21 protein-coding genes and 2 tRNA genes are annotated in these 22,307 nt (G+C 58.3%); 4 read left to right on the top strand and 19 right to left on the bottom strand.

The window, feature by feature from the left end; genetic code table 11:
• Positions 1-22: 22 nt before the first annotated feature.
• The 7 genes from CSQ86_RS01605 to CSQ86_RS01575 form a co-directional block, all read right to left on the bottom strand.
• Positions 23-1,189 (bottom strand): ABC transporter substrate-binding protein, encoded by a 1,167-nt coding sequence (locus tag CSQ86_RS01605; protein WP_100493386.1) that lies wholly within the window; start codon positions 1,187-1,189, stop codon positions 23-25.
• Positions 1,190-1,756: 567 nt separating this feature from the next.
• Entirely contained in the window at positions 1,757-2,932 is a 1,176-nt protein-coding gene (locus CSQ86_RS01600) for a D-alanine--D-alanine ligase family protein (RefSeq protein ID WP_100493385.1), read from the bottom strand.
• 54 nt (positions 2,933-2,986) lie between these two features.
• Positions 2,987-3,988 carry an NAD(P)H-dependent glycerol-3-phosphate dehydrogenase gene (locus CSQ86_RS01595; protein ID WP_100493384.1) on the bottom strand — a complete coding sequence of 334 codons (1,002 nt, stop codon included), beginning with the start codon at positions 3,986-3,988 and terminating at the stop codon, positions 2,987-2,989.
• A gap of 52 nt (positions 3,989-4,040) precedes the next feature.
• Positions 4,041-4,967, bottom strand: coding sequence for a lysophospholipid acyltransferase family protein (locus tag CSQ86_RS01590; protein ID WP_100493383.1), 927 nt, complete (start codon positions 4,965-4,967; stop codon positions 4,041-4,043).
• Between the two features lie 278 nt (positions 4,968-5,245).
• Positions 5,246-5,635 (bottom strand): Rid family detoxifying hydrolase, encoded by a 390-nt coding sequence (locus tag CSQ86_RS01585; RefSeq protein WP_033890612.1) that lies wholly within the window; start codon positions 5,633-5,635, stop codon positions 5,246-5,248.
• A 247-nt stretch (positions 5,636-5,882) separates the two neighbouring features.
• Entirely contained in the window at positions 5,883-6,824 is a 942-nt protein-coding gene (locus CSQ86_RS01580; protein WP_165773696.1) for a glycerophosphodiester phosphodiesterase family protein, read from the bottom strand.
• A 367-nt stretch (positions 6,825-7,191) separates the two neighbouring features.
• Positions 7,192-7,267 (bottom strand) — tRNA-Arg (locus tag CSQ86_RS01575).
• Positions 7,268-7,379: 112 nt separating this feature from the next.
• Between CSQ86_RS01575 and CSQ86_RS01570 the strand changes: the two genes are divergently transcribed.
• Positions 7,380-8,006 (top strand): CYTH domain-containing protein, encoded by a 627-nt coding sequence (locus tag CSQ86_RS01570; protein ID WP_100493381.1) that lies wholly within the window; start codon positions 7,380-7,382, stop codon positions 8,004-8,006.
• A gap of 121 nt (positions 8,007-8,127) precedes the next feature.
• On the opposite strand, the gene CSQ86_RS01565 is transcribed toward CSQ86_RS01570, so the two are convergent.
• The 3 genes from CSQ86_RS01565 to CSQ86_RS01555 all read right to left on the bottom strand — a co-directional run bounded on the left by CSQ86_RS01565 (position 8,128) and on the right by CSQ86_RS01555 (position 11,427).
• A complete protein-coding gene (locus CSQ86_RS01565) occupies positions 8,128-9,099 on the bottom strand; it encodes a tetratricopeptide repeat protein (RefSeq protein WP_100493380.1) in 972 nt (323 codons plus the stop codon).
• A 148-nt stretch (positions 9,100-9,247) separates the two neighbouring features.
• The gene (locus CSQ86_RS01560) at positions 9,248-10,261 is read right to left on the bottom strand and encodes a DUF8094 domain-containing protein (protein WP_100493379.1); all 1,014 of its coding nucleotides are present in this window, start codon (positions 10,259-10,261) and stop codon (positions 9,248-9,250) included.
• Entirely contained in the window at positions 10,258-11,427 is a 1,170-nt protein-coding gene (locus tag CSQ86_RS01555; protein WP_423734799.1) for a hypothetical protein, read from the bottom strand. The genes CSQ86_RS01560 and CSQ86_RS01555 overlap by 4 nt, the downstream gene beginning before the upstream one ends.
• A gap of 230 nt (positions 11,428-11,657) precedes the next feature.
• Here CSQ86_RS01555 and CSQ86_RS01550 point away from each other — a divergent pair, with 230 nt between their 5' ends.
• Positions 11,658-12,608: an FKBP-type peptidyl-prolyl cis-trans isomerase gene (locus CSQ86_RS01550; RefSeq protein ID WP_100493377.1), complete on the top strand. Its 951-nt coding sequence runs from the start codon at positions 11,658-11,660 to the stop codon at positions 12,606-12,608.
• An 83-nt stretch (positions 12,609-12,691) separates the two neighbouring features.
• Positions 12,692-13,444, top strand: a complete 753-nt coding sequence (gene nucS, locus CSQ86_RS01545) for an endonuclease NucS (RefSeq protein ID WP_100493376.1) — start codon at positions 12,692-12,694, stop codon at positions 13,442-13,444.
• 97 nt (positions 13,445-13,541) lie between these two features.
• On the opposite strand, the gene CSQ86_RS01540 is transcribed toward nucS, so the two are convergent.
• From CSQ86_RS01540 to CSQ86_RS01500, 9 genes are all read right to left on the bottom strand, one after another.
• Complete coding sequence (locus tag CSQ86_RS01540) at positions 13,542-13,838, bottom strand: F0F1 ATP synthase subunit epsilon (RefSeq protein ID WP_100493375.1); 297 nt, start codon at positions 13,836-13,838, stop codon at positions 13,542-13,544.
• The gene (gene atpD / locus CSQ86_RS01535) at positions 13,838-15,325 is read right to left on the bottom strand and encodes a F0F1 ATP synthase subunit beta (RefSeq protein WP_100493374.1); all 1,488 of its coding nucleotides are present in this window, start codon (positions 15,323-15,325) and stop codon (positions 13,838-13,840) included. The genes CSQ86_RS01540 and atpD overlap by 1 nt, the downstream gene beginning before the upstream one ends.
• Before the next feature lie 9 nt (positions 15,326-15,334).
• Positions 15,335-16,255, bottom strand: coding sequence for a F0F1 ATP synthase subunit gamma (locus CSQ86_RS01530; RefSeq protein ID WP_100493373.1), 921 nt, complete (start codon positions 16,253-16,255; stop codon positions 15,335-15,337).
• Between the two features lie 3 nt (positions 16,256-16,258).
• Complete coding sequence (gene atpA, locus CSQ86_RS01525; RefSeq protein ID WP_100493372.1) at positions 16,259-17,887, bottom strand: F0F1 ATP synthase subunit alpha; 1,629 nt, start codon at positions 17,885-17,887, stop codon at positions 16,259-16,261.
• A gap of 84 nt (positions 17,888-17,971) precedes the next feature.
• The gene (locus CSQ86_RS01520) at positions 17,972-18,802 is read right to left on the bottom strand and encodes a F0F1 ATP synthase subunit delta (protein ID WP_100493371.1); all 831 of its coding nucleotides are present in this window, start codon (positions 18,800-18,802) and stop codon (positions 17,972-17,974) included.
• Between the two features lie 46 nt (positions 18,803-18,848).
• The gene (locus tag CSQ86_RS01515) at positions 18,849-19,367 is read right to left on the bottom strand and encodes a F0F1 ATP synthase subunit B (protein WP_100493370.1); all 519 of its coding nucleotides are present in this window, start codon (positions 19,365-19,367) and stop codon (positions 18,849-18,851) included.
• 107 nt (positions 19,368-19,474) lie between these two features.
• Positions 19,475-19,705 carry an ATP synthase F0 subunit C gene (gene atpE / locus CSQ86_RS01510; protein ID WP_033890625.1) on the bottom strand — a complete coding sequence of 77 codons (231 nt, stop codon included), beginning with the start codon at positions 19,703-19,705 and terminating at the stop codon, positions 19,475-19,477.
• 88 nt (positions 19,706-19,793) lie between these two features.
• A complete protein-coding gene (gene atpB, locus CSQ86_RS01505) occupies positions 19,794-20,603 on the bottom strand; it encodes a F0F1 ATP synthase subunit A (RefSeq protein ID WP_033890627.1) in 810 nt (269 codons plus the stop codon).
• Positions 20,604-20,973: 370 nt separating this feature from the next.
• Positions 20,974-22,017: a homoserine O-succinyltransferase gene (locus CSQ86_RS01500; protein WP_100493369.1), complete on the bottom strand. Its 1,044-nt coding sequence runs from the start codon at positions 22,015-22,017 to the stop codon at positions 20,974-20,976.
• Between the two features lie 195 nt (positions 22,018-22,212).
• On the opposite strand from CSQ86_RS01500, the gene CSQ86_RS01495 reads away from it, so the two are divergent.
• A tRNA-Met gene (locus tag CSQ86_RS01495) sits at positions 22,213-22,289 on the top strand.
• Positions 22,290-22,307: the final 18 nt, after the last annotated feature.

Raw genomic sequence — 22,307 nt, 5'->3', positions numbered from 1 at the left:
CTTATTCCCGAGAGGCTTACTCTCAGTTGCCGATCGTCTTGTCCCAGTTGTTCTGGAGCCATTCGGTGATGCGGTTGGCATCATCGTTGGAGTAGGAAACCGGCTTGCCTTCGATGGTCACGGCGTCCTTCAGAGTGTCCTGATCAACAGTGCCGTCCTGCTTCATGGAATCCAGCAGCACCGGGTTGGCGCCACCCTTGAACCACAGGTTCTGAGCTTCAGCGGTGTACAGGTACTCTTCCCAGAGGCGAGCGGCGGCCGGGTGCGGAGCGTCCTTGTTGATGGCCTGGTTGTAGTAGCTGACGACCTGAGCCTTCGGGAAGGTCTTGTACTCCCAGTTCACGCCCTTGGACTTCAGTTCCTTCTTGTAGGAAGCCTGGTTGTAGGTCCAGTCCATCACCACACCGGTCTGGCCGGAGTCGATGGTGCCGTTGGTCACGTCAACGGTGGTCAGGTTGCCGGAATCCTTGAGCTTCTTGAAGAAGTCAAGGCCAGGCTGCAGGTTGTTGATGTCGCCGCCAGCGAGCTGGTTGACCATCAGGTAGCCGTTGAAGGCAGCGCCAGCCTCGGCGGGCTTGCCGTTCAGGGCCACGGTGCCGGCGAACTTCGGATCGAGCAGGTCGTTCAGGGACTTGATGTCGCCGTACTTGTCCTTGTTCCAGCCGATGGACATGATGCCGGTGTAGTCGGCGTAGTAAGCGCCGTTGGCGTCCTTGTTCTCGTCCGGGATCTTGTCCCAAGCCTGCACCTTGTACGGAGCGAAAGCGTCGGTGGAGGTGGCGGCGATGGACTGGCCGACATCGAACACGTCAGGGGCGGCGTCGGTGCCCTTGTTGGTCTTGGCAGCGTCGAGCTCTTCCTTGGAGGAAGCGTTCGGGTTGAGCTCGGTGATCTTGATCTTCGGGTACTTCTTCTTGAAGGTGCTGATCACTTCGCCGTAGTTGGACCAATCGTGGGGCAGAGCGATGACGTTCAGGGCACCTTCTTCTTCAGCGGCCTTGACCAGGTCGTCCATAGTGCCGAAATCGGAAAGGGAGGTGGCCTTGGCGGACTTTTCGTTCACCTTCACGGCCTTGCCGGTGGAACCGGAGTTGCCATCGGAGGAAGCGCTAGAGGAGCCGCAAGCGGCCATCGAGAACGCGAGCACGGCAGCCACAGAGGCAACCGCAATCTTACGCAGGTTGTTCATTGATTATTCCTTTGCTCAACATTCATCCGGACACAGCTTGATGAGCCATGTCTTGGGAGTCGGGGCTTGTATTCGCGCTTGGCTCGTACGTGGTTGGCGACGAATCCGCGCGGCCCATAATTCCAAAACATGAAGGTATGCGGGTTATCTGTCCCGACACTGGCGCTCAGGTGAACTGTTTTCACTGTTTGCGGTACATCTGTTGAACAAAAGGAAACTACAAATGAATTAGTGACATTTACTGACGATATGTCAATTACGTAGTCTGCGCTGTGGATCGACGGCAATCCGTTAGTGAATTAATTAATTCGCTAATTAATTACTACCTACCCCCTAGCGGCTTATTTTCACGAAATGATTCCCGACCTCGTGAAAAGACGCCACTGACCGTTGCTCAGTGGCTTACATTTTCGAAATCATTCTTGATTTCGTGAAAAGGCACCACTGACGATTACTCAGCGGCTTATTTTCACGAAGTATGGCAAAACTGCGAAAAAATAAGCCACTGAATCAACATCAGTGGCTTATTCTCACGAACTTGGGATTTCTCCCGAAATTATCGGACGCTTAGCGCAGCACGCCTTCGATAAGGCGGGTGATGAGCTCGGTGTAGCCGACTCCGGTGGCCTCCCAAGCCTTGGGGTACATGGAAATCGGAGTGAAGCCCGGCATCGTGTTGATCTCGTTGACCATCACCGTGCCGTCCGGGGTCACGAACGTGTCCACGCGGCTCAGACCAGCGCCATCCACGGCCTTGAAGGCACGGCGAGCCACGTCACGCACATCTTCCAGAACGCTGACCGGCAGGTTGGCCGGCACTTCCACATGGCTGGCGGAAGCATCCATGTACTTGGAATCGAAGTCGTAGAACTGGTCATCGTCCTGATGATCGAGCACGATTTCACCCGGCCAGCTGGCCTCAGGCTCTTCGCCGGCCTTCGGACACAGCACGGCGCATTCGATTTCACGGCCGTCGATGCCCTGCTCAATCAACACCTTCCAATCGTGCTCGCCGGCAGTGGCCACAGCGGCGGCCAGCTTATCCTGCTGGGTTTCGCGATCCTCGGCCTTCTCGACCTTGGTCACACCGAAGCTGGAGCCGGCGCGGGAAGGCTTGACGAACAGCGGGTAGGCGAGTCCGGCGGCTTCAACCTTGTCGAGCACATCGGCAGCGGTGAAGTTGCGGGCGTCCACCATGATGCCAGGAGCCGTGGGAATACCGGCGGCGTTAAGCACAATCTTGGTGTAGTGCTTGTCCATGCAAGCGGCGGAGGCGAATACGCCACAACCCACGTACGGCACACCCATCATTTCCAGCAGACCCTGAACCGTACCATCTTCACCATAGGGACCGTGCAGCACCGGCAACACGGCATCCACATGGCCGAGGGAGGTCAGCGTATGGCGCATTTCCGGGTCATTCAGGCTGACAAGATTGGAATCGGAACCGTTGAGATGCTCAGGCGCACCGGCGAAGAAACCATCCTTGCCACGGGAAGGGTCGATCAGCACCGGGCGGGATTCCGGGGTAATCTTCACCGTCGGCAGTTCACCTCCATCCAGCGCCCAACCGCGCGGATCCTCACCGTTTACAATCCACTTGCCATCTTTGGTGATGCCGACCGGAATCGGCTCAAAACGCTCGGTATCCAATGCATTCAGTACGCCGGCAGTGGAGATGCACGAAATAGAATGCTCATCTGCGCGGCCACCGTAAAGGACCACAATACGCTTCTTGGCCATAACCATCCTTTGATAACTTCTTCGCGATTATCAGCGAATCAACCTATTGGTAGCCTACTCGGCCGTGACCTCACGGCCAAACAATCCAGATAACATTTCAGAGCAAGAAATGCCTTCGTTGAGCACACGGCTCATCTGATAGGCCAGCGGGGTCGGTACGCCGAGCTGCTTGCCAAGCGCGACCACAGCATCCGTGGTAGGCACGCCTTCGGCCACGCCGTTGCTCACCTTGGTGGCCTCCTCCACGCTCATGCCCTTGCCGAGGTTGGAGCCGAACGTATAGTTGCGGGACAACGGGGAGCCGCAGGTGGCGATCAAATCGCCCACGCCAGCGAGTCCAGCGAAGGTCTTCGGATCGGCACCGGCTGCGGCACCAAGAGCGGTCAGTTCGGCAAGGCCACGGGTTTCGATCATGGCGGCGGTGTTCTCGCCGTAGCCGGCACCGCGAGCCATACCCACGGCGAGCGCGGTGACGTTCTTCAGGCTGCCGCACATTTCCAAGCCGATTACATCATTGGTCACGAATGGCTTGAAGTAGCTGGTAGTGCAGGTTTCGGCCACTTTCTTGGCATTGTCGAGGTTCGCGCAACCCACCACGGTGGCAGCCGGGTGACGGTCGGCGATTTCCTTGGACAGGTTCGGTCCGGAGATGGCGGCAAAACGATCCGCCGACAAATCCAGAGCCTCGCGCACCACTTCGTCCATACGCTTGTTGGTCTTGCGCTCGATGCCCTTCATCAGGCTGACTACGATGGCGTTCTCGGGAATGAGCCCCTTGAACTCGGCGAGCGCGATGCGCGCGAACTGAGCGGCGATGGCCACCACGATGATTTCGGCGTCCTTGACTGCTTCGGCGCGATCACCGGTGGCGGTCATGTTGTCCGGCAGCTTCTCCACCGAAGGCAAGCGCACTGCGTTGCGATGATGATCACGAATGCCTTCCACGATTTCAGGCTCGATGGCCCACATGGTCACATCGTTGCCGGCGTCGGCCAGAACCTGGCCGAAGGCGGTACCCCATGCTCCTGCACCAAGAACCGTTACCTTTTTACCCATACCATTTGCTCCTACTGTCTGAACTTCAAGCTTCACTGCATCTTGTGCAATGCTACTCCACTTCGCCGGCGGGGAACTGACCTCCGGCTGCCGGCCAAGGCTTGCGAGACATGCTGCGGTAATCCCAATAGCCTTCGGCAGGGAACTGTTCACCACGAATCTCGGCAAGCACTGTGTTCATACGCTTCAGTACACGCCACATCAGCTCATTAACCGCTTCAGCCGGGGGTTCTTCACCCCAGGAATCCATGTCAACAAGCAAGTCCGAATAATCAAGCTGATGGTCGTAGCACATCACCACGTTCTTGCGTGGCCATGGCCACCAATGATTGATCGAAGCCGCGCCCCATGTCACAGCCAGGTACAGCGGCACCTGACGCCCAAGCCGACGCGAGGACTCCAAGGCGATATACGCCACGCCTTCCTTGATGCTCATCACCCATTTCTTCGGGTCGCGGGTCACCGTACCTTCCGGCCACACGGTAAGCGGCCTACCGGAAGTCAGGATATCGATGGAAGTCTCTTCAATCTGCTTGGCCTTGCCGGAATGGCGCTGCACCGGCTGCATGCCGACCAGCTGGAACCATTTGCCAATCAACGGCCATTTCGCCATCTCGGCTTTGGCCATATACCGAGGCCTGCGGCCCATATGGAACAAGCTGGCCATCGGCACGAACACATCAAACATCGTCACATGGCTTGCCGCGGTAATAAACGGACCGTCTTCAGGCACACGGTCCAGACCCCAGGCGCGAGTTTTGCAGCTGGCGTTGAACACTACATCGACACCGGTAAGCAATCGCTTAGTCGCTTTGGGATTCTGAGCATTGATTTCCTCAACCTTGGCCTTACGATTCGGGCCGGTAGGGAAATCGTGCATAGGGTCGACCAGCCGATGCCGCTTTGCAAGCTTGGCGACCTGTGCGTCAGAGAGTGGGCTGACCGCGGAGCGCGGTGACGGTTTTCCTTTGGATGCCATGCCCACTATTGTTGCACGCCCCGGGACCTAAGTTGGGAAAGAGACTCTGACAGAACCGTCTCGGAATGTACGCCTCAGACCATGAGCATCCAAAATTCGGGAAAAACACCCAATCAGCCCGAATTCTGTACACTGAGCAGTTCCAAACGTCCGAAATTCGGGGAATCAGAGGCAGCGCCCCGAATTCCGGACGCTCACGTCATATCAGTGTCCGGAATTCAGGCTGATGCGGCTATTTTCCTGAATTTCGGACGCAATTCGGGAAAACACCGAGACGATCACAGCACAGCGATGGCGTCAATCTCCACAAGAGCACCCTTGGGAATCATATTGTTGCCGAAGGCCACGCGAGCGGGCTTGACGGAACCGATGAACACCTCGGCGTAGCGGGCGTCGACTTCCTTGAAGTCCTCAACGTTCTTCAGGTAGATGGTGGCACGCACCACATGCTCGATGCCAGTGCCTGCGGTGTCAAGGATATGCTTGATATTCTTCAACGCCTGCGCGGCCTGTTCGCCAGCGGTCTCGCCAGCCAGTTCGCCGGTGGCAGGGTCAATGCCCAACTGCCCGGAGACGAACACAAAACCGTTGGCTTTCACTGCCTGGCTGTATGCACCAAGAGCTGCCGGTGCTTCGGAAGTGGCTACGGCTTCCATCTTTTCACTCATAATCGAGTCCTCTCATTGCCAGCGGCATCCGATGCCATTCCATTCGAACGGATTTCATACCATCCGTCGCACAAAACTCCGGACTCCGGCCGCCGCGCCTGTTATTCCCGGCATATGCCGATTACGTTGCAGTCTAATGGCTGACTTCGCACGCATGATTCACGATGCCCGCCATGCGGCCATACAACCATGCGACTATGTCGCAACACCGTGACCCAACGGGTACGACCCAACACCGCAAAATCAACTATCGCCACGCCGGTCGTTCAACGTTTGGGTTTGACGTACCGCCATGCATGTCAACGGCAAAGCGATTGGCCAGCTCATGCACGCTGCGTGCACTGGAGCCCAGCACACCATCCGCACCCATTCTCAGGCAACGGCCACCTTCCCGATAATCACCGCTCACACCAGCATAAATCGGCACATTGTCGCGATTCGCCCGACTCACAATGGCCGGATCCATACGATTGCCACGCATCACCACAAAGCTGGCGTCACGAGGCCATCCAACTTCCGGATGCCCGGCAGGGCTCACACATTTGCCGATCTGCCAATCGGGATGCAGTGTGCGCATCGCCGCGATCGCATCATCATTCACGGCCATCACCATCACGCGACCGGCAAAATCACGTCGTTCGATCACATCGGAAACCGCATGGGTCAGCTGTTCCGCACCCGCCGACCCGGTTTTCAAATCGAGCAGCAATCCCAAATGATCGTTGACGTGCTGCGCCGCCATAATCGCCTCGTCCAACGTGGGCACATGGAAGTTCTCACCGTTTTGGCGCATGTGCATATGCTGCAGCTCATGCGTGCTCAAGCTGCTAACCGGCACATTGCGCCCATCGGCTGCGAGGCGACCGGTCATACGATCGTGGAACACCACCGGCACCCCATCGGCGTCCAATCGCACATCGATTTCCGCATAATCAGCACCGTTGGCACCGGCATTGGCAATCGCATGTGTGGAGTTTTCCGGAGCGGAATCGTCACCCCGGTGCGCAATACTCAGCGGCTTCACCTGCCAGCCGCCCACATCATCCTGTTCCTTGCGCCTCGTACGCACCGCGGATAGCATTCCCACGCCCAGCACCAAAGCCAGCGATAATACAAGAATGAGAATCTGCGTTACCCAACGCCGGTTTGGCCGGTTCATCAACTGAGCAACACGCTCGACTCCTGTCATATCGCACCTCCCTGAAGCGGTACAGCCATGTTCGGCATACACACTACGTAGCGATTTCATTATGCGATGCCAGCATGGCCCAATCCCCCGCTTTCATGGCAACTTCATGGTTATCTCAGGGAAATCTCAGGGTACTGGAGCAACGCGCACTTACTGCCTGTTGCAGGGCTGATAACGGCATTATCTGCGCGATCCGACCAATACGCCGCGCACTTACTGCCTGTTTTGATCTCGGAACAGGCAGTAAGTGCGCGTATGGCACGCGGATGGTATGCGCCAGCACACAACCGATGCGCGGCACAGTACGCAAACAGTACGCAAACAGTACGCAAAAGGTCCTGCTTTCGTAAAGAAAACAGGACCTTGATGGTGGGCCCAAAGGGGATCGAACCCTCGACCTTCTGTTCCGGAGACAGACGCTCTATCCACTGAGCTACGGACCCGAACAACTTCACTACTGTACACCACGCGCCGACCGGCCGCGCCCGCATTGTCTCATGACTCTGCATTCCACAGATTCCCGGCAATCCCGCAAACCCGCTCTACAATGGGATTATGTCGGAACTTACAGATGACTTCGAATACGAGCGCCGATTCTTCTGCCGTGAGCTGCCGGCAGAATATGATGACGGCGATACGCCCACGTTAATCATCCAAAGCTATTACGTGCATGCCGACAACTATGCGCTGCGCATACGCCTCGCCTCACATACGCTGCACGTCGACATGACACCCGATGTTGACCCACTGGCCATTCTTGATCAGTACCGCGAGCGCTTCACCGAAGCCTATGTAACTGTAAAAGGCCCGTCCGTGGGCGGCACACGATACGAGGTCGAGCGAGAAATCGATACGCGTATTGCCGCGGAGCTTATCAAGCGCGGCGGCGAAGTGATCATCAAAAACCGTTATTCCGTATGGATTGCGGAAGATGGATGGAGCATCGATGTGTTCGGTGGCCCCAATGCGCCGCTTATTGTGGCGGAGGCCGAGCGCTCGGGCCCGGTGACCAATCTGACAATCCCGAAATTCTGCATCACCGAAATCACCGATCAGCCCCGATTCAACAACGACGGGCTTGCCGCTAGGCCATTCAATGAGTGGGCCGGTGATTTCGAAGCCGAACTTGCTGAAAGCGGCCCGAAATTCCAGCCCTACTTCGGCAAGAATCGCATGGTGTGACTTTTCGCAAAGCTGGCGGCTGGGATATGCCGTTCTCGGGATCGCTCCAGGCCGCTCGGGCCATGCTTTACGCCCGAGAACGGCATATCCCAGCCGCCAGTCACCGCGAGAACGTACAGAGTCAGTACATCAGCGTGGCGAGGCGACGGCGAGCGCGCTTCAAGCGTTCGTCCGTCGGCTCGGGAATGGCGAAGTATTCCAACAGACGCTTGCGCACCGGTTCGATATCCGCCTTATGGCCGGCAGCGAGGAAGTCCAGCAGACGGTCGAACGCATCCTGAATCTGACCGCCGATCATATCGATATCGGCCACCGCCAGTTGCGCCTCAACATCATCCGGAGCGGCGGCACCGGCAGCGCGCACCTCTCGCACATTGGCTTGGCCGGAGCGGGCCAGCAACAAGGCTTTGGCACGTTCGCGTGCAGCCAGGGCATCGCCCGGGTTCATCTCCAGCACATGTTCGTATGCGGCAGCGGCACCGGCGTAATCACCTTCCTCGGCCAAACGATGCGCCTCCGCATGCTCCGGCGGCACCTGCTGTGCGGCACCAGCGCCGGCAGCACCGGCACTCTTTGCAGCATCGGAATCAGGATCGCCGGAGTATGGGGCAGTGCCGCTCACACCGGCCTGAGACGCAGCCTGAATGATCTTCGGAATAACCTCATCACACAGCTGCTTCAATTCGTCGTCGCCCGGCAGTCCCTGCAGCAGCGGCATCGGGCGGCCGCCGATCAGCGCAAACAGGGCAGGGGCACCCTGCACTTGCAATGCCTGTGCAATGGAGGGATTGGACGCGATATCAATACGGGAAAGCTGAATCTTGCCGTTCAACGCATTCACAGCGTCGCCCAGGGCGCGAGCCATCGGGAATAGACGATCGTCGGTCGGCACCCAGAGCAGCAGCAGAATCGGGAAGGTGGCGGAGGTCTGCACCATGGCCTGGAACGTGTTCTCGGTGGTGTCGATCACATATCCGCCAGCAGCCGGAGCGCCACCGGCCTGCCCCGGCTCGGCTTTGACCTGATGCTTCAATGCTTCCAAGTCCACTGCACCCGCCAGAGAAACCCCAGGATTGAATTGCTGATCAGCCATTGCTGCCTCCACATGTAAATCCGCGCACAGTCACACATACTTGCGCATAACAAAACGATGCTGGAACCGATTGTAGTTCCAGCATCGAAATTGAGCTTCGGATAAGTCGCCACTCAGCGTTAGGCGGAGGCGAAGACTGCTGAAGCGCTTACAGCGCCTCCACCTTCACCGGCTGCCGATCAGCACCAACGGCGGTGACTTGTGCGCCATCACCGGATTGAGGCACATACAACGCCACCACATTGACGTAGGTGACCTTCATAGTGCTGGTGTATTGATCGGAATTGTAGAGAATCTTCTCATCATCGGAAGCTGGCTGCGACTCACGACCATCGCCGGCCTGGCGCGTCCATACGGAATCGATGCGGCCCACTACCAAATCGCCGCCATCAGCAGTGCGCATAATCCACATCTGGTCCGGCACCGCAGTGAACGTCTGCGACTGGGTGCCGTTATTGCGCGCGATGCCTTCCTGCACCGTACTGGTCAGCGTGGCGATACGCTGGCGCAACATGTCATCGGCGAACGTGGAAGCATATTTGCTGTTCGAACCGTTCTGCAGCACATCGGCATACTGGGTCAATGCCTCAGTAGGCGTGACCACCAGACCTTCATCCTTGGCGGTGCCCATCTGGGATCCGGAGGTCGGCACCTCGAACTTCGGCATGCTCACACCATCGAACAGACGGGCCATGGCAACCAGCTTGTAGTTCTCACGGGCACTGTTCTGGTCCAGGACCAATAGGCGCTGCGATTGCTGATCCTCGGTGGTCGTGGTAATCGTGAACACGGAACGCGGCCAACCATCGTCCGTGGGAATCACCACTTGGGCGATATCCTTCGGAATAGTGGCGTATTTGTTCATGCTGCCGCTCTTCTGAGCGATGGTTACCTGACTTGTGCGAATCTCCAGCTGGGGGCCGCCCATCACCGCCTTATATCCATCGGCGGAACGTGCTTCATCGGCCTTGGCCAGAGTGTCCAGGATCTTAGTGCGAATCTTCTTTTCCTGTGCTTCGGTCAAATCCGGAGCAGCTTTGGAAGAAGTAGCCGCAGTAGGGGTGGGCAGCTGACCTTCGCAAGCGGCCAGAGGCAGCACCAGCGCCACGGATGCGGCCATGGCCACACCGATCTTTTTCCACGTATTCCAACGTTTGTTCATCGGTTCCCCTCCTCCTGCTCGTTCTCATTCGTCTGCCCGTGTTCGCTGACATCACCTGCGGCTTCATTGGATTGCTGCACTTCCTGCGCCAGTCGCGCGAAGTACGCAGCCAATTCGTCGGACGTGATGACGGAAGTCGCCTCCTCGTCCGTAGGTTTTGCGGAAACAGCAAATTCACCGGACTCCGCGGAGCCAGTAACGCTTGGAGCGGCACTTGAGGATTCGGCAGCCGAATCCTTGCCTCCAAGGAGGATACCGGCCGCGCTCTCGCCCGCGGCGGCCTGCTGATCGGCCACAAGGTTGCGGGAAGCCGGATCCACAATCACCGGCGTACCGACCTGTTCGCTAGGCTCGTTGATTTCGCGCTCGGCCTCGACGGCAGCGCCGCGACGATGTGCGGCATGGCGGCGATGCTTACGTGCCGGCACGGATTCAGGCAGTCGAGCTCCCACAAGCCCCTGCTCGGCACGTTCGGCGAAGGAAAGATCGGTATGGATAGTGGCCTTGCCTTCCACCACACGCTTGCGGCGCTTGTGCGGAGGCATGGCGAACACGGAGGCGCACAGCACGGCGATCACAGCCAACAATCCACCGGACAGGTAGAACGGCATGGCGAAGTCCGGCACCTGCGAGCGCACCCAATGCATCGACACCTGGGCACCCGTGCTGGCCGCGCCCTTGCCTAAATCGATAATGGCCATCGTGGAATCAGTGGTCTTGGCACTGGTCAGCGATACATCACCCTTGCCGCACTTGACCGAAGACCACATATCCGAGTCTTTGAACTCCACGGCATTCTCGCTGCTGGTCGCCTCGACCTGACCAGTCGCCTTGCCGGTCTGCGTGGCCAGCGAAGTCCAGGAGGCCAATCCGGAGATACGTGTATACGACGATTCGGAAGCCACCCAACCGGCTACATCCTTGGACGACCCCAGCGCCACACACACCTCATTGCTGGAGGAAACCGAATCCACGCTCAGCGTGACGTTTCGATCAAGCAACGGCAGCACACCCGGGTCGGTGACGATGTACCGCGAACCGGTGATGGTGGAAGTCGCCGTGATCTCGGCGGACGGCTTCCATATCGTGGCGTTCAACACTCCCAACACCACGGACGCTACGGCCAACAGGCCGAAAATAGGCGTCACAATGCCGCGCATGATCATGGCATGACGAGTCGGACGTGCGGCACGCTTGGGCTCGCCGTCCTTGTTCTCCCCGGAATCATTGATCTCGGATTCGGATTCCTCGGCATTGATCTTCAGGGGATCGACGACATCCTGATCTGGACTCATGGTCTGTTCTTGAGCACTCATAACGGCACCATTCTACAATCTTCACCTGTCTATTACCTTAGAACGCGAAAAATCAGGGTTTACCAGTACGCTGGGATGCCATGCGTAAGTCTTATTTCCAGCCGCTGCTCAAAGCCGCGGCTTTGGCCTGCTCACTCGCTATGTGTGTCTCGCTGGCCGCATGCTCCAGCTCTTCTTCATCTGACTCCAAGGACTCCTCCAAGTCCTCCGCCAACCAAATCGCCGGTGTGACGGCCAAAGGCAAGCTTGGCGAAAAGCCGACCATTTCCTTCAACACCCCGATGACCGTATCCGACGGCTCCTACGTGGTGCTGCAGAAGGGCGACGGCGCCACCATCGAAGACGGCGACCGCGTGTGCGCCCAAGGCATCGCCCTCAATGTCAAGGACGGCACCGAGCTGATGGACACCTGGACCAAGAACACTCCGGATTGTTCGCTCAAGGTGGATTCATCCACGCTCTCCTCCACCTACTACAACCAGATCAAGGGCGCGAAGATTAACACCACCATCGGCTTCGGCGTCAACGATTCCGACTCCTCCGGCTACTCCTACATTCTGGCGATGACCTTCGTCTCCAAGTCCAAGGATCTTGAGAAGGCCACCGGCGAGGAAGTCAAGGATGTGCCGGCTAACCTGCCTAAGGTGACCCGTGCCAAGAACGGCAAGCCTTCCATCGATATGAACGGCCAAGGTTCGGTTGATTCGCTGATCTCCCAGACGCTGATCAAGGGCACAGGCAAAGAACTGACCGATAAGAACACCGTGGTAGTCAAGTACTCCGGCTGGCTCACCGACGGCACCCAGTTCGATTCCTCTTGGACCAAGAACACCACGCTTGACGCCGACCTCTATTCCGGCGGTCAGCACACGGTAATCACCGGCTGGCAGAAGGGCCTGATCGGCCAGACCGTCGGCTCCCAGGTCTTGCTGGTGATTCCGCCGGATGAAGCCTATGGTGACAAGGCTCAGGGCTCGATTCCCGCGAACTCCACGCTGGTGTTCGTAATCGACATCCTCGCCGCGTACTGATTCCGCAGCCTTAGGGCTCACTCATGATCGGCTCCCTTCATAGGGAGCCTTTTTTGTTATGGATTACGTTACAGTGGGTGCCTATGCGCATTATTGTTGCCGACTGCTCGGCCGAATACTCCGGCCGACTCAACGCCACACTTCCACCAGCCAAACGAGTACTGCTCATCAAGGCCGATTCCAGTCTGCTGATCTTCTCGGAACTAGGTTCCTACAAGCCACTCAATTGGATGACCGCACCATGCACCATCAAGGAGCTCACCCCCAACTTTTCGCACGAAACGGGCGCAAGGAGCGGATCTGAGCCCTCCGAAACGAACTTTTCGCACGAAACGGACGAGAAGGAGGCGGAGAAGATACTGCGTGTTACGGCCGATAAGGGCTCGGATGTGCTGGAGGTCACGCTGCAGCACGTCTATTCCGACCAGACCTATGACTTGGGCGAGGATCCCGGCCTTATCAAGGATGGTGTGGAGGATCATCTGCAGCGCTATCTTGCCGAGCAAATCGAGCGTATCGGCAAAGGCGCGAAACTCGTGCGCCGCGAGTATCCCACCGCCATCGGCCCGGTGGACATCATGGCCATCAACGCCGAAGGTGAGCATGTGGCGGTGGAGATCAAACGTCACGGCGGCATCGATGGTGTCGAGCAGCTGACCCGCTATTGCGAACTGCTCAATCGTGATCCGCTGCTGGCCCCTGTGCACGGCATCTTCGCCGCGCAGACCATCACACCGCAAGCCCAGGTGCTGGCCAAGGACCGAGGCTTCACCTGTCTGATTCTCGATTATGACGACATGAAGGGCACCGAGGACGATTCACTGCGTTTGTTCTAGCGGGGCTAGCGACCAACATGGTTGCCCAACATGAAAGGGGCTTTCTCTGAACGAATCAGAGAAAGCCCCTTTACGCTATGACGCGCTTGCTGCGACCTCAGGCCTCCGTGTTGGAGTACTGAACGTCGCGGCCGCGTTCAACCGCCACGGTGAGCTTGTTCGAGTCAAAGGAAATGAATCCGTCGGTCACTTCGAACATATGGCGATCGCCATCGGGCTCAACCACGGTGAGCGTACCCTGCTTGATGACCGTGAGCACAGGCTCATGGTCCGGCAGGATGCCCATGCCACCCTCAGAGGCGGGAATGGTCACGCTGGCCGCTTCGCCGTGCCATACAGGATGGTCGGCAGCGACGATGTTCACCTTCATCGTGGTCTTTTCCGATTCAGCCATCACTCACCCAGTTCCTTCTGCATGTTGTGCCACTTCTCTTCGAGATCGTCGATACCGCCGATGCCGGAGAATGCCTGCTCAGGAACGTCGTCGTACACGCCGTCGCAGATGCGAGTGAAGGCCTCGATGGTCTCGTCGGCCGGCACGTAGGAGCCCGGACGACCGGTGAACTTCTCAGCCACATAGAAGTTCTGGCCGAGGAACTGCTCGATACGACGAGCGCGGTTCACGGTGGTCTTATCTTCCTCGGAGAGCTCGTCGATACCAATCAGGGCGATGATGTCCTGCAGCTCCTTGTTACGCTGCAGAATGGCCTTGACACGGTTGGCGCACTCGTAGTGAGCCTGGCCCACGTAACGCGGATCGAGGATTCGCGAAGTGGAGCTCAGCGGATCCACTGCCGGGTAGATACCCTTGGAGGCAATGTCACGAGAAAGCTCGGTGGTTGCATCCAAGTGAGCGAAGGTCGTGGCCGGAGCCGGGTCGGTGTAATCATCGGCCGGCACGTAGATGGCCTGCAGCGAGGTGATGGAGTGGCCTCGCGTGGAGGTGATGCGCTCCTGCAGAGCACCCATCTCATCGGCCAGGTTCGGCTGGTAGCCCACTGCGGAAGGCATACGGCCCAGCAGCGTGGACACCTCGGAACCTGCCTGCGTGAAGCGGAAGATGTTATCGATGAACAGCAGCACGTCCTGGTTCTGCACGTCGCGGAAGTACTCTGCCATGGTCAGTGCGGTCAGCGGCACGCGCAGACGGGTACCCGGCTGCTCATCCATCTGGCCGAAGACCAGTGCGGTCTTCTCAAGCACGCCAGCTTCATCCATCTCGCCGATCAGGTCGTTACCCTCACGGGTACGCTCGCCGACGCCTGCGAACACGGACACACCGCCGTGGTTCTGAGCCACGCGCTGAATCATTTCCTGAATCAGCACGGTCTTGCCCACGCCTGCACCACCGAACAGACCGATCTTGCCGCCCTGCACGTACGGGGTCAGAAGATCGATGACCTTAATACCGGTCTCGAACATCTGGGTCTTGGACTCCAGCTGATCGAATGCCGGCGGGTTGCGGTGGATAGGCCAACGCTCGGTAACGGTAATCTGCTCATCCGGCTTCTTGTTGAGGATGTTACCGGACACGTCAAAGACGTGGCCCTTGGTCACATCGCCGACCGGCACGGAAATCGGAGCACCGGTGTCGTACACAGCGGCGCCGCGCACCAGGCCGTCAGTCGGCTTCAGTGCCACGCAGCGCACGGTGGAGTCACCGAGGTGCTGTTCGACTTCGAGGGTGATCTCGGTCGACTTGGCTTCGCCTTCCTCCTTGGCGCCCGTGTTGACGATGGTCACATGGAGGGCGTTGTAGATGTCGGGCATATGGCCGACCGGGAACTCAACGTCGATAACCGAACCCTGGACTCGGGTGACGCGTCCGTGAATCGGCTCGCCGTTGGTCTCGGAAGCCACAGTGGTCTGATTCTCAGCCATAGTGCGTTCCTACTCTTCCTTTGTGTTCAGTGCATCAGCACTGCCGATGATTTCGGTAAGTTCCTGGGTGATCGAAGCCTGACGGGAAGCATTGAGCTTACGGGTGAGGTCGTCGACCAGATTGCGTGCGTTGTCCGTTGCCGTGTGCATGGCGTTCTGGCGGCTTGCGGTCTCGGATGCCGCAGCAGTCAGCAGGCATTCGTGGATACGGGACTGAACGTACTTCGGCAAGATAGCGTCCAGTACTTCATCCAGGCTCGGCTCGAAGGCATACAGCGGCGGAATATCCTCCGCGGCCTTTTCGTTCTCCGGATCCGGAACCTTGGCTTCGTTCTCCACGATCTCAACCGGCAGCATGCGCAGCACACGCACCTTCTGAACCACCATGTTGATGAACTCGGTGAAGACGATGTAGAGCTCAGAAACTCCACCCTGCTCCGCCGGCTTCATGTAGGCGTCCATCAGTGTCTTGGAGATCGTCTCGGCGATCTCGACGCCGGGCTGATCGGTGTCGCCTTCCCATGTGGCCGCCACGTCACGGTTGCGGTACTTGTAGTACGTCGAACCACGACGGCCGTACACGAACAGCTCCGGCTGCTTGCCATCCGCTTCGAGGCGGGCCAGCAGCGATTCCGTTTCACGGATAATCGAAGAGGTGTACGGGCCGGCCATGCCACGATCCGAGGTGAGGGCGAGAACAGCCACGCGCGGGTTGTTCTCGTCCTTCACAGCGATCGGATGCGTGATATGGGTATGTGCCACCAACGCTTGCACGGCATCGAAAATCGCATCGGTGTACGGCTTCGCGTTCAGGGCCACATCACGGGCCTTGGCAATGTGCGAAGACGCGATCATCTCCTGAGCGTTGAAGATCTTCTCCAACGACTCAGTGGAGTGGATGCGTGATTTCAATGCGAGTTGCGAGCCCATGGCTTACTTCTCTCCCGCCACGATCTTTTCCTGTTCGACCGGAGCGGCCTTGGAGGTGTCAGGCTTCTTGTCGATCAGCGGCTTGCCGCTGGAGGTCACGAAGGTGGCACGGAAGGCATCCACGGCCTTGGCGAGGGCAGCCTCGGTGTCGGCGGTGAAGTCCTCGGTCTCGCGGATGGTCTTGAGGATATCGGTGTTGTGGTCGAGGTAGTCCAGCAGACCCTGCTCGAACGGAAGCACGTCTGCGAGCTCGAGATCGTCGAGCTTGCCGTGGGTACCAGTCCACACGGAAACGACTTCCTGCTCCATCGAGTACGGGTGGAACTGCGGCTGCTTCAACAGCTCGGTCAGGTGAGCACCACGGGTCAGCTGAGCCTTGGATGCCGCATCCAAATCGGAAGCGAACATGGCGAAGGATTCCAGCGAGCGGTACTGCGCCAGGGAGATCTTCAGCGTACCGGAGACCTTCTTCAGTGCCTTGGTCTGTGCAGCGCCACCGACTCGGGAGACGGAGATGCCGACGTCCACAGCAGGACGCTGGTTGGCGTTGAACAGGTCGGACTGCAGGAAGATCTGACCGTCGGTGATGGAGATCACGTTGGTCGGGATGTAGGCAGACACATCGTTTGCCTTGGTCTCGACGATCGGCAGACCCGTCATCGAGCCGCCGCCAAGGTCATCGGAGACCTTGGCGCAGCGTTCGAGCAGACGGGAGTGCAGGTAGAACACATCACCCGGGTAAGCTTCACGCCCCGGCGGACGACGAAGCAGCAGGGAAATCGAACGATAGGCTTCGGCCTGCTTCGACAGATCGTCGAAGACGATGAGCACGTGCTTGCCGTTGTACATCCAGTGCTGGCCGATGGCGGAGCCGGTGTACGGGGCGATGTACTTGAAGCCTGCGGAATCGGAAGCCGGGGAGGCCACGATGGTGGTGTACTCCATAGCGCCGGCATCTTCCAGGCTCTGCTTCACCGAAGCGATGGTGGAGCCCTTCTGGCCCACGGCCACGTAGATGCAGCGGACCTGCTTCTTCGGGTCGCCGGATTCCCAGTTGGCCTTCTGGTTGATGATGGTATCGATCGCGATGGCGGTCTTACCGGTCTGGCGGTCGCCGATGATGAGCTGGCGCTGGCCGCGGCCGATCGGGGTCATCGCGTCGATGGCCTTGAGGCCAGTGGACAGCGGTTCGTCGACCGGGTGGCGGTGCATCACGTCCGGAGCCTGGGCTTCGAGGATGCGGCGGCCTTCGCTCTTGATCTCGCCGAGGCCGTCAATCGGCTTGCCCAGCGGGTCCACGACGCGGCCGAGGTAGCCGTCGCCGACAGGCACGGAGAGCACTTCGCCGGTACGGCGCACTTCCTGGCCTTCCTCAATTCCAGCGAAATCGCCGAGAATCACCACGCCGATTTCACGGGCGTCAAGGTTGAACGCCAGGCCGAGCGTGCCGTCTTCGAACGTCAGCAGCTCATTGGCCATGCAACCAGGCAACCCCGTCACGTGGGCAATGCCATCGCCTGCCGTGGCGACATATCCCACTTCCTGAGTGGGGGTGTCGCTCGGCTGGTAAGACGACACGAAGTCGTCCAAGGCCTTGCGAATCGAGGCGGGATCGATGGTCAGTTCTGCCATGATCACTCCTTCTATTGGTTATTGTTCAGTCAAGTCTTTGCTTGTGTTCCGCTGTGCGACGGGTGCCATATGCACTCCTATCGCTCAGTTAGAGCCCGCTTTCACGGTGCGGTTGAGGTGCTGCAGCTGGGCCACCACGGTGTTGTCCGTGACTTCGTCGCCCACCTGAACGCGCATGCCACCCAGCACGCTCGGATCCACCACGGAGTTGATGTGCACCGGGCGTCCGGCCTTGGCCGAATAGACCTTGGTCAGGCGTTCGATCTGCTCGCGCTTCAACGGGGTTGCGGTGGTCACAGTGACCATCGACTCGCCCATATGGCGGGAGAACTTGTTGATCAACCACTGGATGGTTTCCAAGTAACGGCGGCGACGCAGATTGCAGGTGGCGTGCTCGGCGAGTCTCATCGTGATCTTGTTCAGACCCTTGCCGTCGAAGATTTCGCGGAAGAGCTTCACACGGGAGTCGCTGGATGCCTGGTCGTCGTACAGCTTGGCGCGCACAACCGGCAGGGTCAGCAGGGCCGAATGCAGCTGGGAGAGCTCAATGGACACCTGCAACGTAGCGTCGGTGGCGTCGGCGTAGTACATCATGGCGTCCACGCCAAAGTCTTCGACCGCGTTGGCGATATCACGGGCGCGGCTCCAACGGCGAGCGACCAAATCTGTCATGATCTCCACCGTCATCGGGTGAGCCTCACCCTTGAACAGTTCGTTCAGCACCGCAACCTTGTCTGAGACCGGGCGGGAGGGATCAGTCAGCGCGCGTTCCAACGCGATGTTGTGATCGAGCACGCTGGTGATCTTGAACAGTTCATTGCCGATTCGCCATGCATCCTCACGGGTGTCACGCAGCTTCGGGGCCAGCGAATCACGCGACTCGCGGTCTGCAATACGAGATGCCTCTCCTCGCATGGTCACCTCCCTTTCTGGTTACGGATGTTCCTGACGATGTTCACGGTCACTTCTTGGCGTCCAGGTCTGCGATCATGGAGTCAATCATCGAGGACTGCACATCGCTGTCCTGAAGCTTGGCACCAAGAATCTTGCCGGCCAAAGCGGTGGCCAGAGCGCCGACCTCGCCCTTGAGCGAGACCAAAGCCTGCTGCTGCTGGGATTCCAGCGAACGCTGAGCGTTGGCGGTGATCTGAGCGGCATCGGCTTCAGCACGGGCGCGGGCATCGGCAACGATATGCGATGCTTCTGCGCGGGCGTCGTCGCGAATCTTAGCGGCTTCCACGCGGGCGTTGCTCAGCTGGCTCTCGTACTTGGCCTTGGCTTCGGCAGCTTCCTTCTGAGCCTGTTCAGCCTTGGCGATACCGCCTTCGATCTTGGCGGTACGCTCATCGAAAATGGCCTGGAACTTCGGCATGAAGAACTTGTAGAAGAACACCGCGATGACGGCCAGAATAACCAGCGACCACACGATGTCGTAGACCTCGGGGATGAACAGGTTGATACCGTTTTCCGCTAAAGTCATTGCCGTTCTCCTTTCATAGCTTCATTTCCGTTTGTGATTGCTTCGTTACCACCGGTCGACTGCCATGCGTGCGCAATGTGCGGTCGTGCGGCAGGTAACGACGGCGATCACTGGAAGATGAAGCCGGCCACCAGTCCGAGGAGGGCCAGAATCTCGACGAATGCCAGGCCCAGGAACATCAGGGTCTGCAGACGGCCGCCGAGCTCAGGCTGACGAGCGGTACCTTCGATGGTCTTGCCGATCAGGATGCCCAGACCGATGCCAGGGCCGATGGCGGCAAGGCCGTAACCGATTGCGTTGAGATTACCAGCGACCTCAGCGAGGGTGATGATATCCATGGGTTTTTCCTTTCTGGTTTTTCTTCTGTAACGAAGGAAATCTTGAAAATCTTGAGGGATTGCCGGTGATTCGGGCTAAGCCCGTGAATCACTCGGTTTCCGGGTAGCTCATGTTGATGTATGCGGTGGTCAGCATGGCGAAGATGAAAGCTTGTAGTGCCGCGACCAGAATTTCGAAGAGGGTCATGATTAGGCCTGCGGCAAGCGTGCCAACGCCGAGGATGGACCACAGCTTGTTCGGAATCTCAATGAGGAACCACTGGGTGGCGGCAAGGCACACGCCGACGGTGATGTGGCCGGAGACCATGTTGGCGAAGAGTCGCAGCGTCAGGGAGACCGGACGAATCACGAGCAGCTCGAGAATCTGAATCGGGGTAAGCAGAATGTAGATCGGAGCGGGCACGCCCTTCGGGAAGAGCTCGTCCTTGAGGAAGGAGCCGAGGCCCTTCTCACGGATGCCGGCGATCCAGTACTGGCAGAAGCACCAGCCGGCGAAGACCAGCGGCATGGTGATGGTGGCGGTGGCTGCGATGTTGAAGCCGGGGATGATGCCACACAGGTTGAACACCAGAATGGTGAAGAACATGGTGGTGATCATCGGCAGGTAGCGCTGTCCGCGCTCCTTGCCCATCACCTGGTAGACGATCTGGTCACGCACGAATTCGATGACCCATTCCACAGCCCCCTGCCAGCGGCCGGGAATCAGCTTGGCGCGTGCGGCGGAGATGCCGAGGATGACCAGCATGATTACCGTGGCGATGATGCGCACCATGATGATGCGGTTCATGGCAAAAGGAGTTCCGGGGAAGATGATCTGCGGAAGAAGGAAGTCGTTAACGGTCGGGAATTTCGGACCGTCCGCGGCCAAAGCTAACCCGTTCAAAAGGGCTTCGTTCATTCTCACGCCTCCTGCTTCTTCAATGTCAGGTGTCAGTTTAGACCAGCGGGACGCGCAAATGTGACGTATTGGTTACTTCCGCTCCCCGCTCCGGGGCTTGCCGTGCGGGGACTGGAGTCGACGCTGCGGCATTCGACTCCGAATGACTGAAAGGTGATTATTGGCCTGAGTTGGGACAAAGTCAACGGCACTCGGGCGTGTCTGCCTTCAGCCCTACTGCCATAAGGTTTTTACCATTTTGTTATGTTCTGATTTCCGGTTAGACGTTTGCCACTGGACTGCCGAATTTTGTTTAATGTAGCGTCCGAATAGTGAACATCACTACGTCCGATGGGCGGTCACAATGTGGCACAAACACCCCAACAAGCAATCAACGCGTCTCAGGAATCACGCCATAACCGTCGTGCAGGAACGGCTCGAAGTTGTCCTTGCGCGGGCCTCCCGGCAGGTGACGAATCGAACGATCAGTGCCGAGCTTCTTCTCTTTCCTGAGCTCCGGCACCTCGGTTAAGTCATACGGAGTGGTCTGATACACCCAATTCAGCCAGTTGCGCCACAACAGATTGCCGTGTGCACGCCAGCTGAACAACGGCTCCAACGATGGGTCGTCATGCGGGAAGTAGTTCTTCGGGAACGGCACGTTGGTCAGCCCTTTGGCCATATCACGTTCATATTCCTCGGCGAGCGTGTACTTGCCGTATTCCCAATGCCCAAGCGCGAACACTTCGGAGAAATCACGCGTGGCCACCAGCCCCGGACCGGACTGAGGCCCCCAGGTCAGCACCTGCAGCTCCTGGTTCCTCAACTCCAAATCAGCCTCGTTCACGCCGGCCAAACGCGAATGCGGCTGCAAGGCAATCTCGTCAAAGCCATTGGTCAGGAAGCAGTACTCGTCCTGCAGATATTGGGGAAAGACACCGAAGATCTTCTGTGGGTAATCCACCTTGCGCACGCCATAGCGGTAATACAGCGCGCCCATCGCACCCCAGCACAGATACATGGTGGAGAACACATGGGTGGAGGCCCAGTCAAGTATGGTCTTGAACTCCTCCCAATAGTCCACTTCCTCGAACGGCAGATGCTCCACCGGGGCGCCGGTCACCACGAAGCCGTCGTAATAATTGTCTTTGAACGCGTCCAACGTCTCGTAGAACTTCACCAGATGGTCGGCGGAGACATGAGTGGCCTCATGGGTGGAGGTTTTCATGAAATCGACTTCGACCTGCAACGGACTTTTGGAGATGAGACGAAGCAGCTGCGTTTCGGTTTCGATCTTCTTGGGCATCAGATTCAGGATCACCAGTTTGAGCGGACGAACGCGCTGACGCTCAGCTTCAGGCTTCTCGAGGGCGAAGATACGCTCCGAATCGAGGATGTCACGGGCCGGCAGGCCACTGGGAATCTTGATAGGCATGTTCTCATTATGGCCACGAAGCGGATATGTCGCATCTTATGTGCATCACTTTGCGCCGCAGACCACATAGATTCCGCTTATGACCGGTTATTGCCGCACCACCCACCACCGATGCGACACGCCGAGCAATTCAATCATGTTGACATTATTTGATTCCACAGTATTGTAGATAGAGCTGTCTGAAAGACAAGCCGACGCGGGGTGGAGCAGCTCGGTAGCTCGCTGGGCTCATAACCCAGAGGTCCATGGTTCAAATCCATGCCCCGCTACCAATGGAAAGCCGGAATCTG

The sequence above is a fragment of the Bifidobacterium felsineum genome, from assembly GCF_002802915.1.
GTDB classification, from domain to species: Bacteria; Actinomycetota; Actinomycetes; order Actinomycetales; family Bifidobacteriaceae; genus Bifidobacterium; species Bifidobacterium felsineum.
The sequence above is the reverse complement of the archived record's forward strand: the minus strand, read 5'-3'. Positions and strand labels throughout refer to the sequence as shown.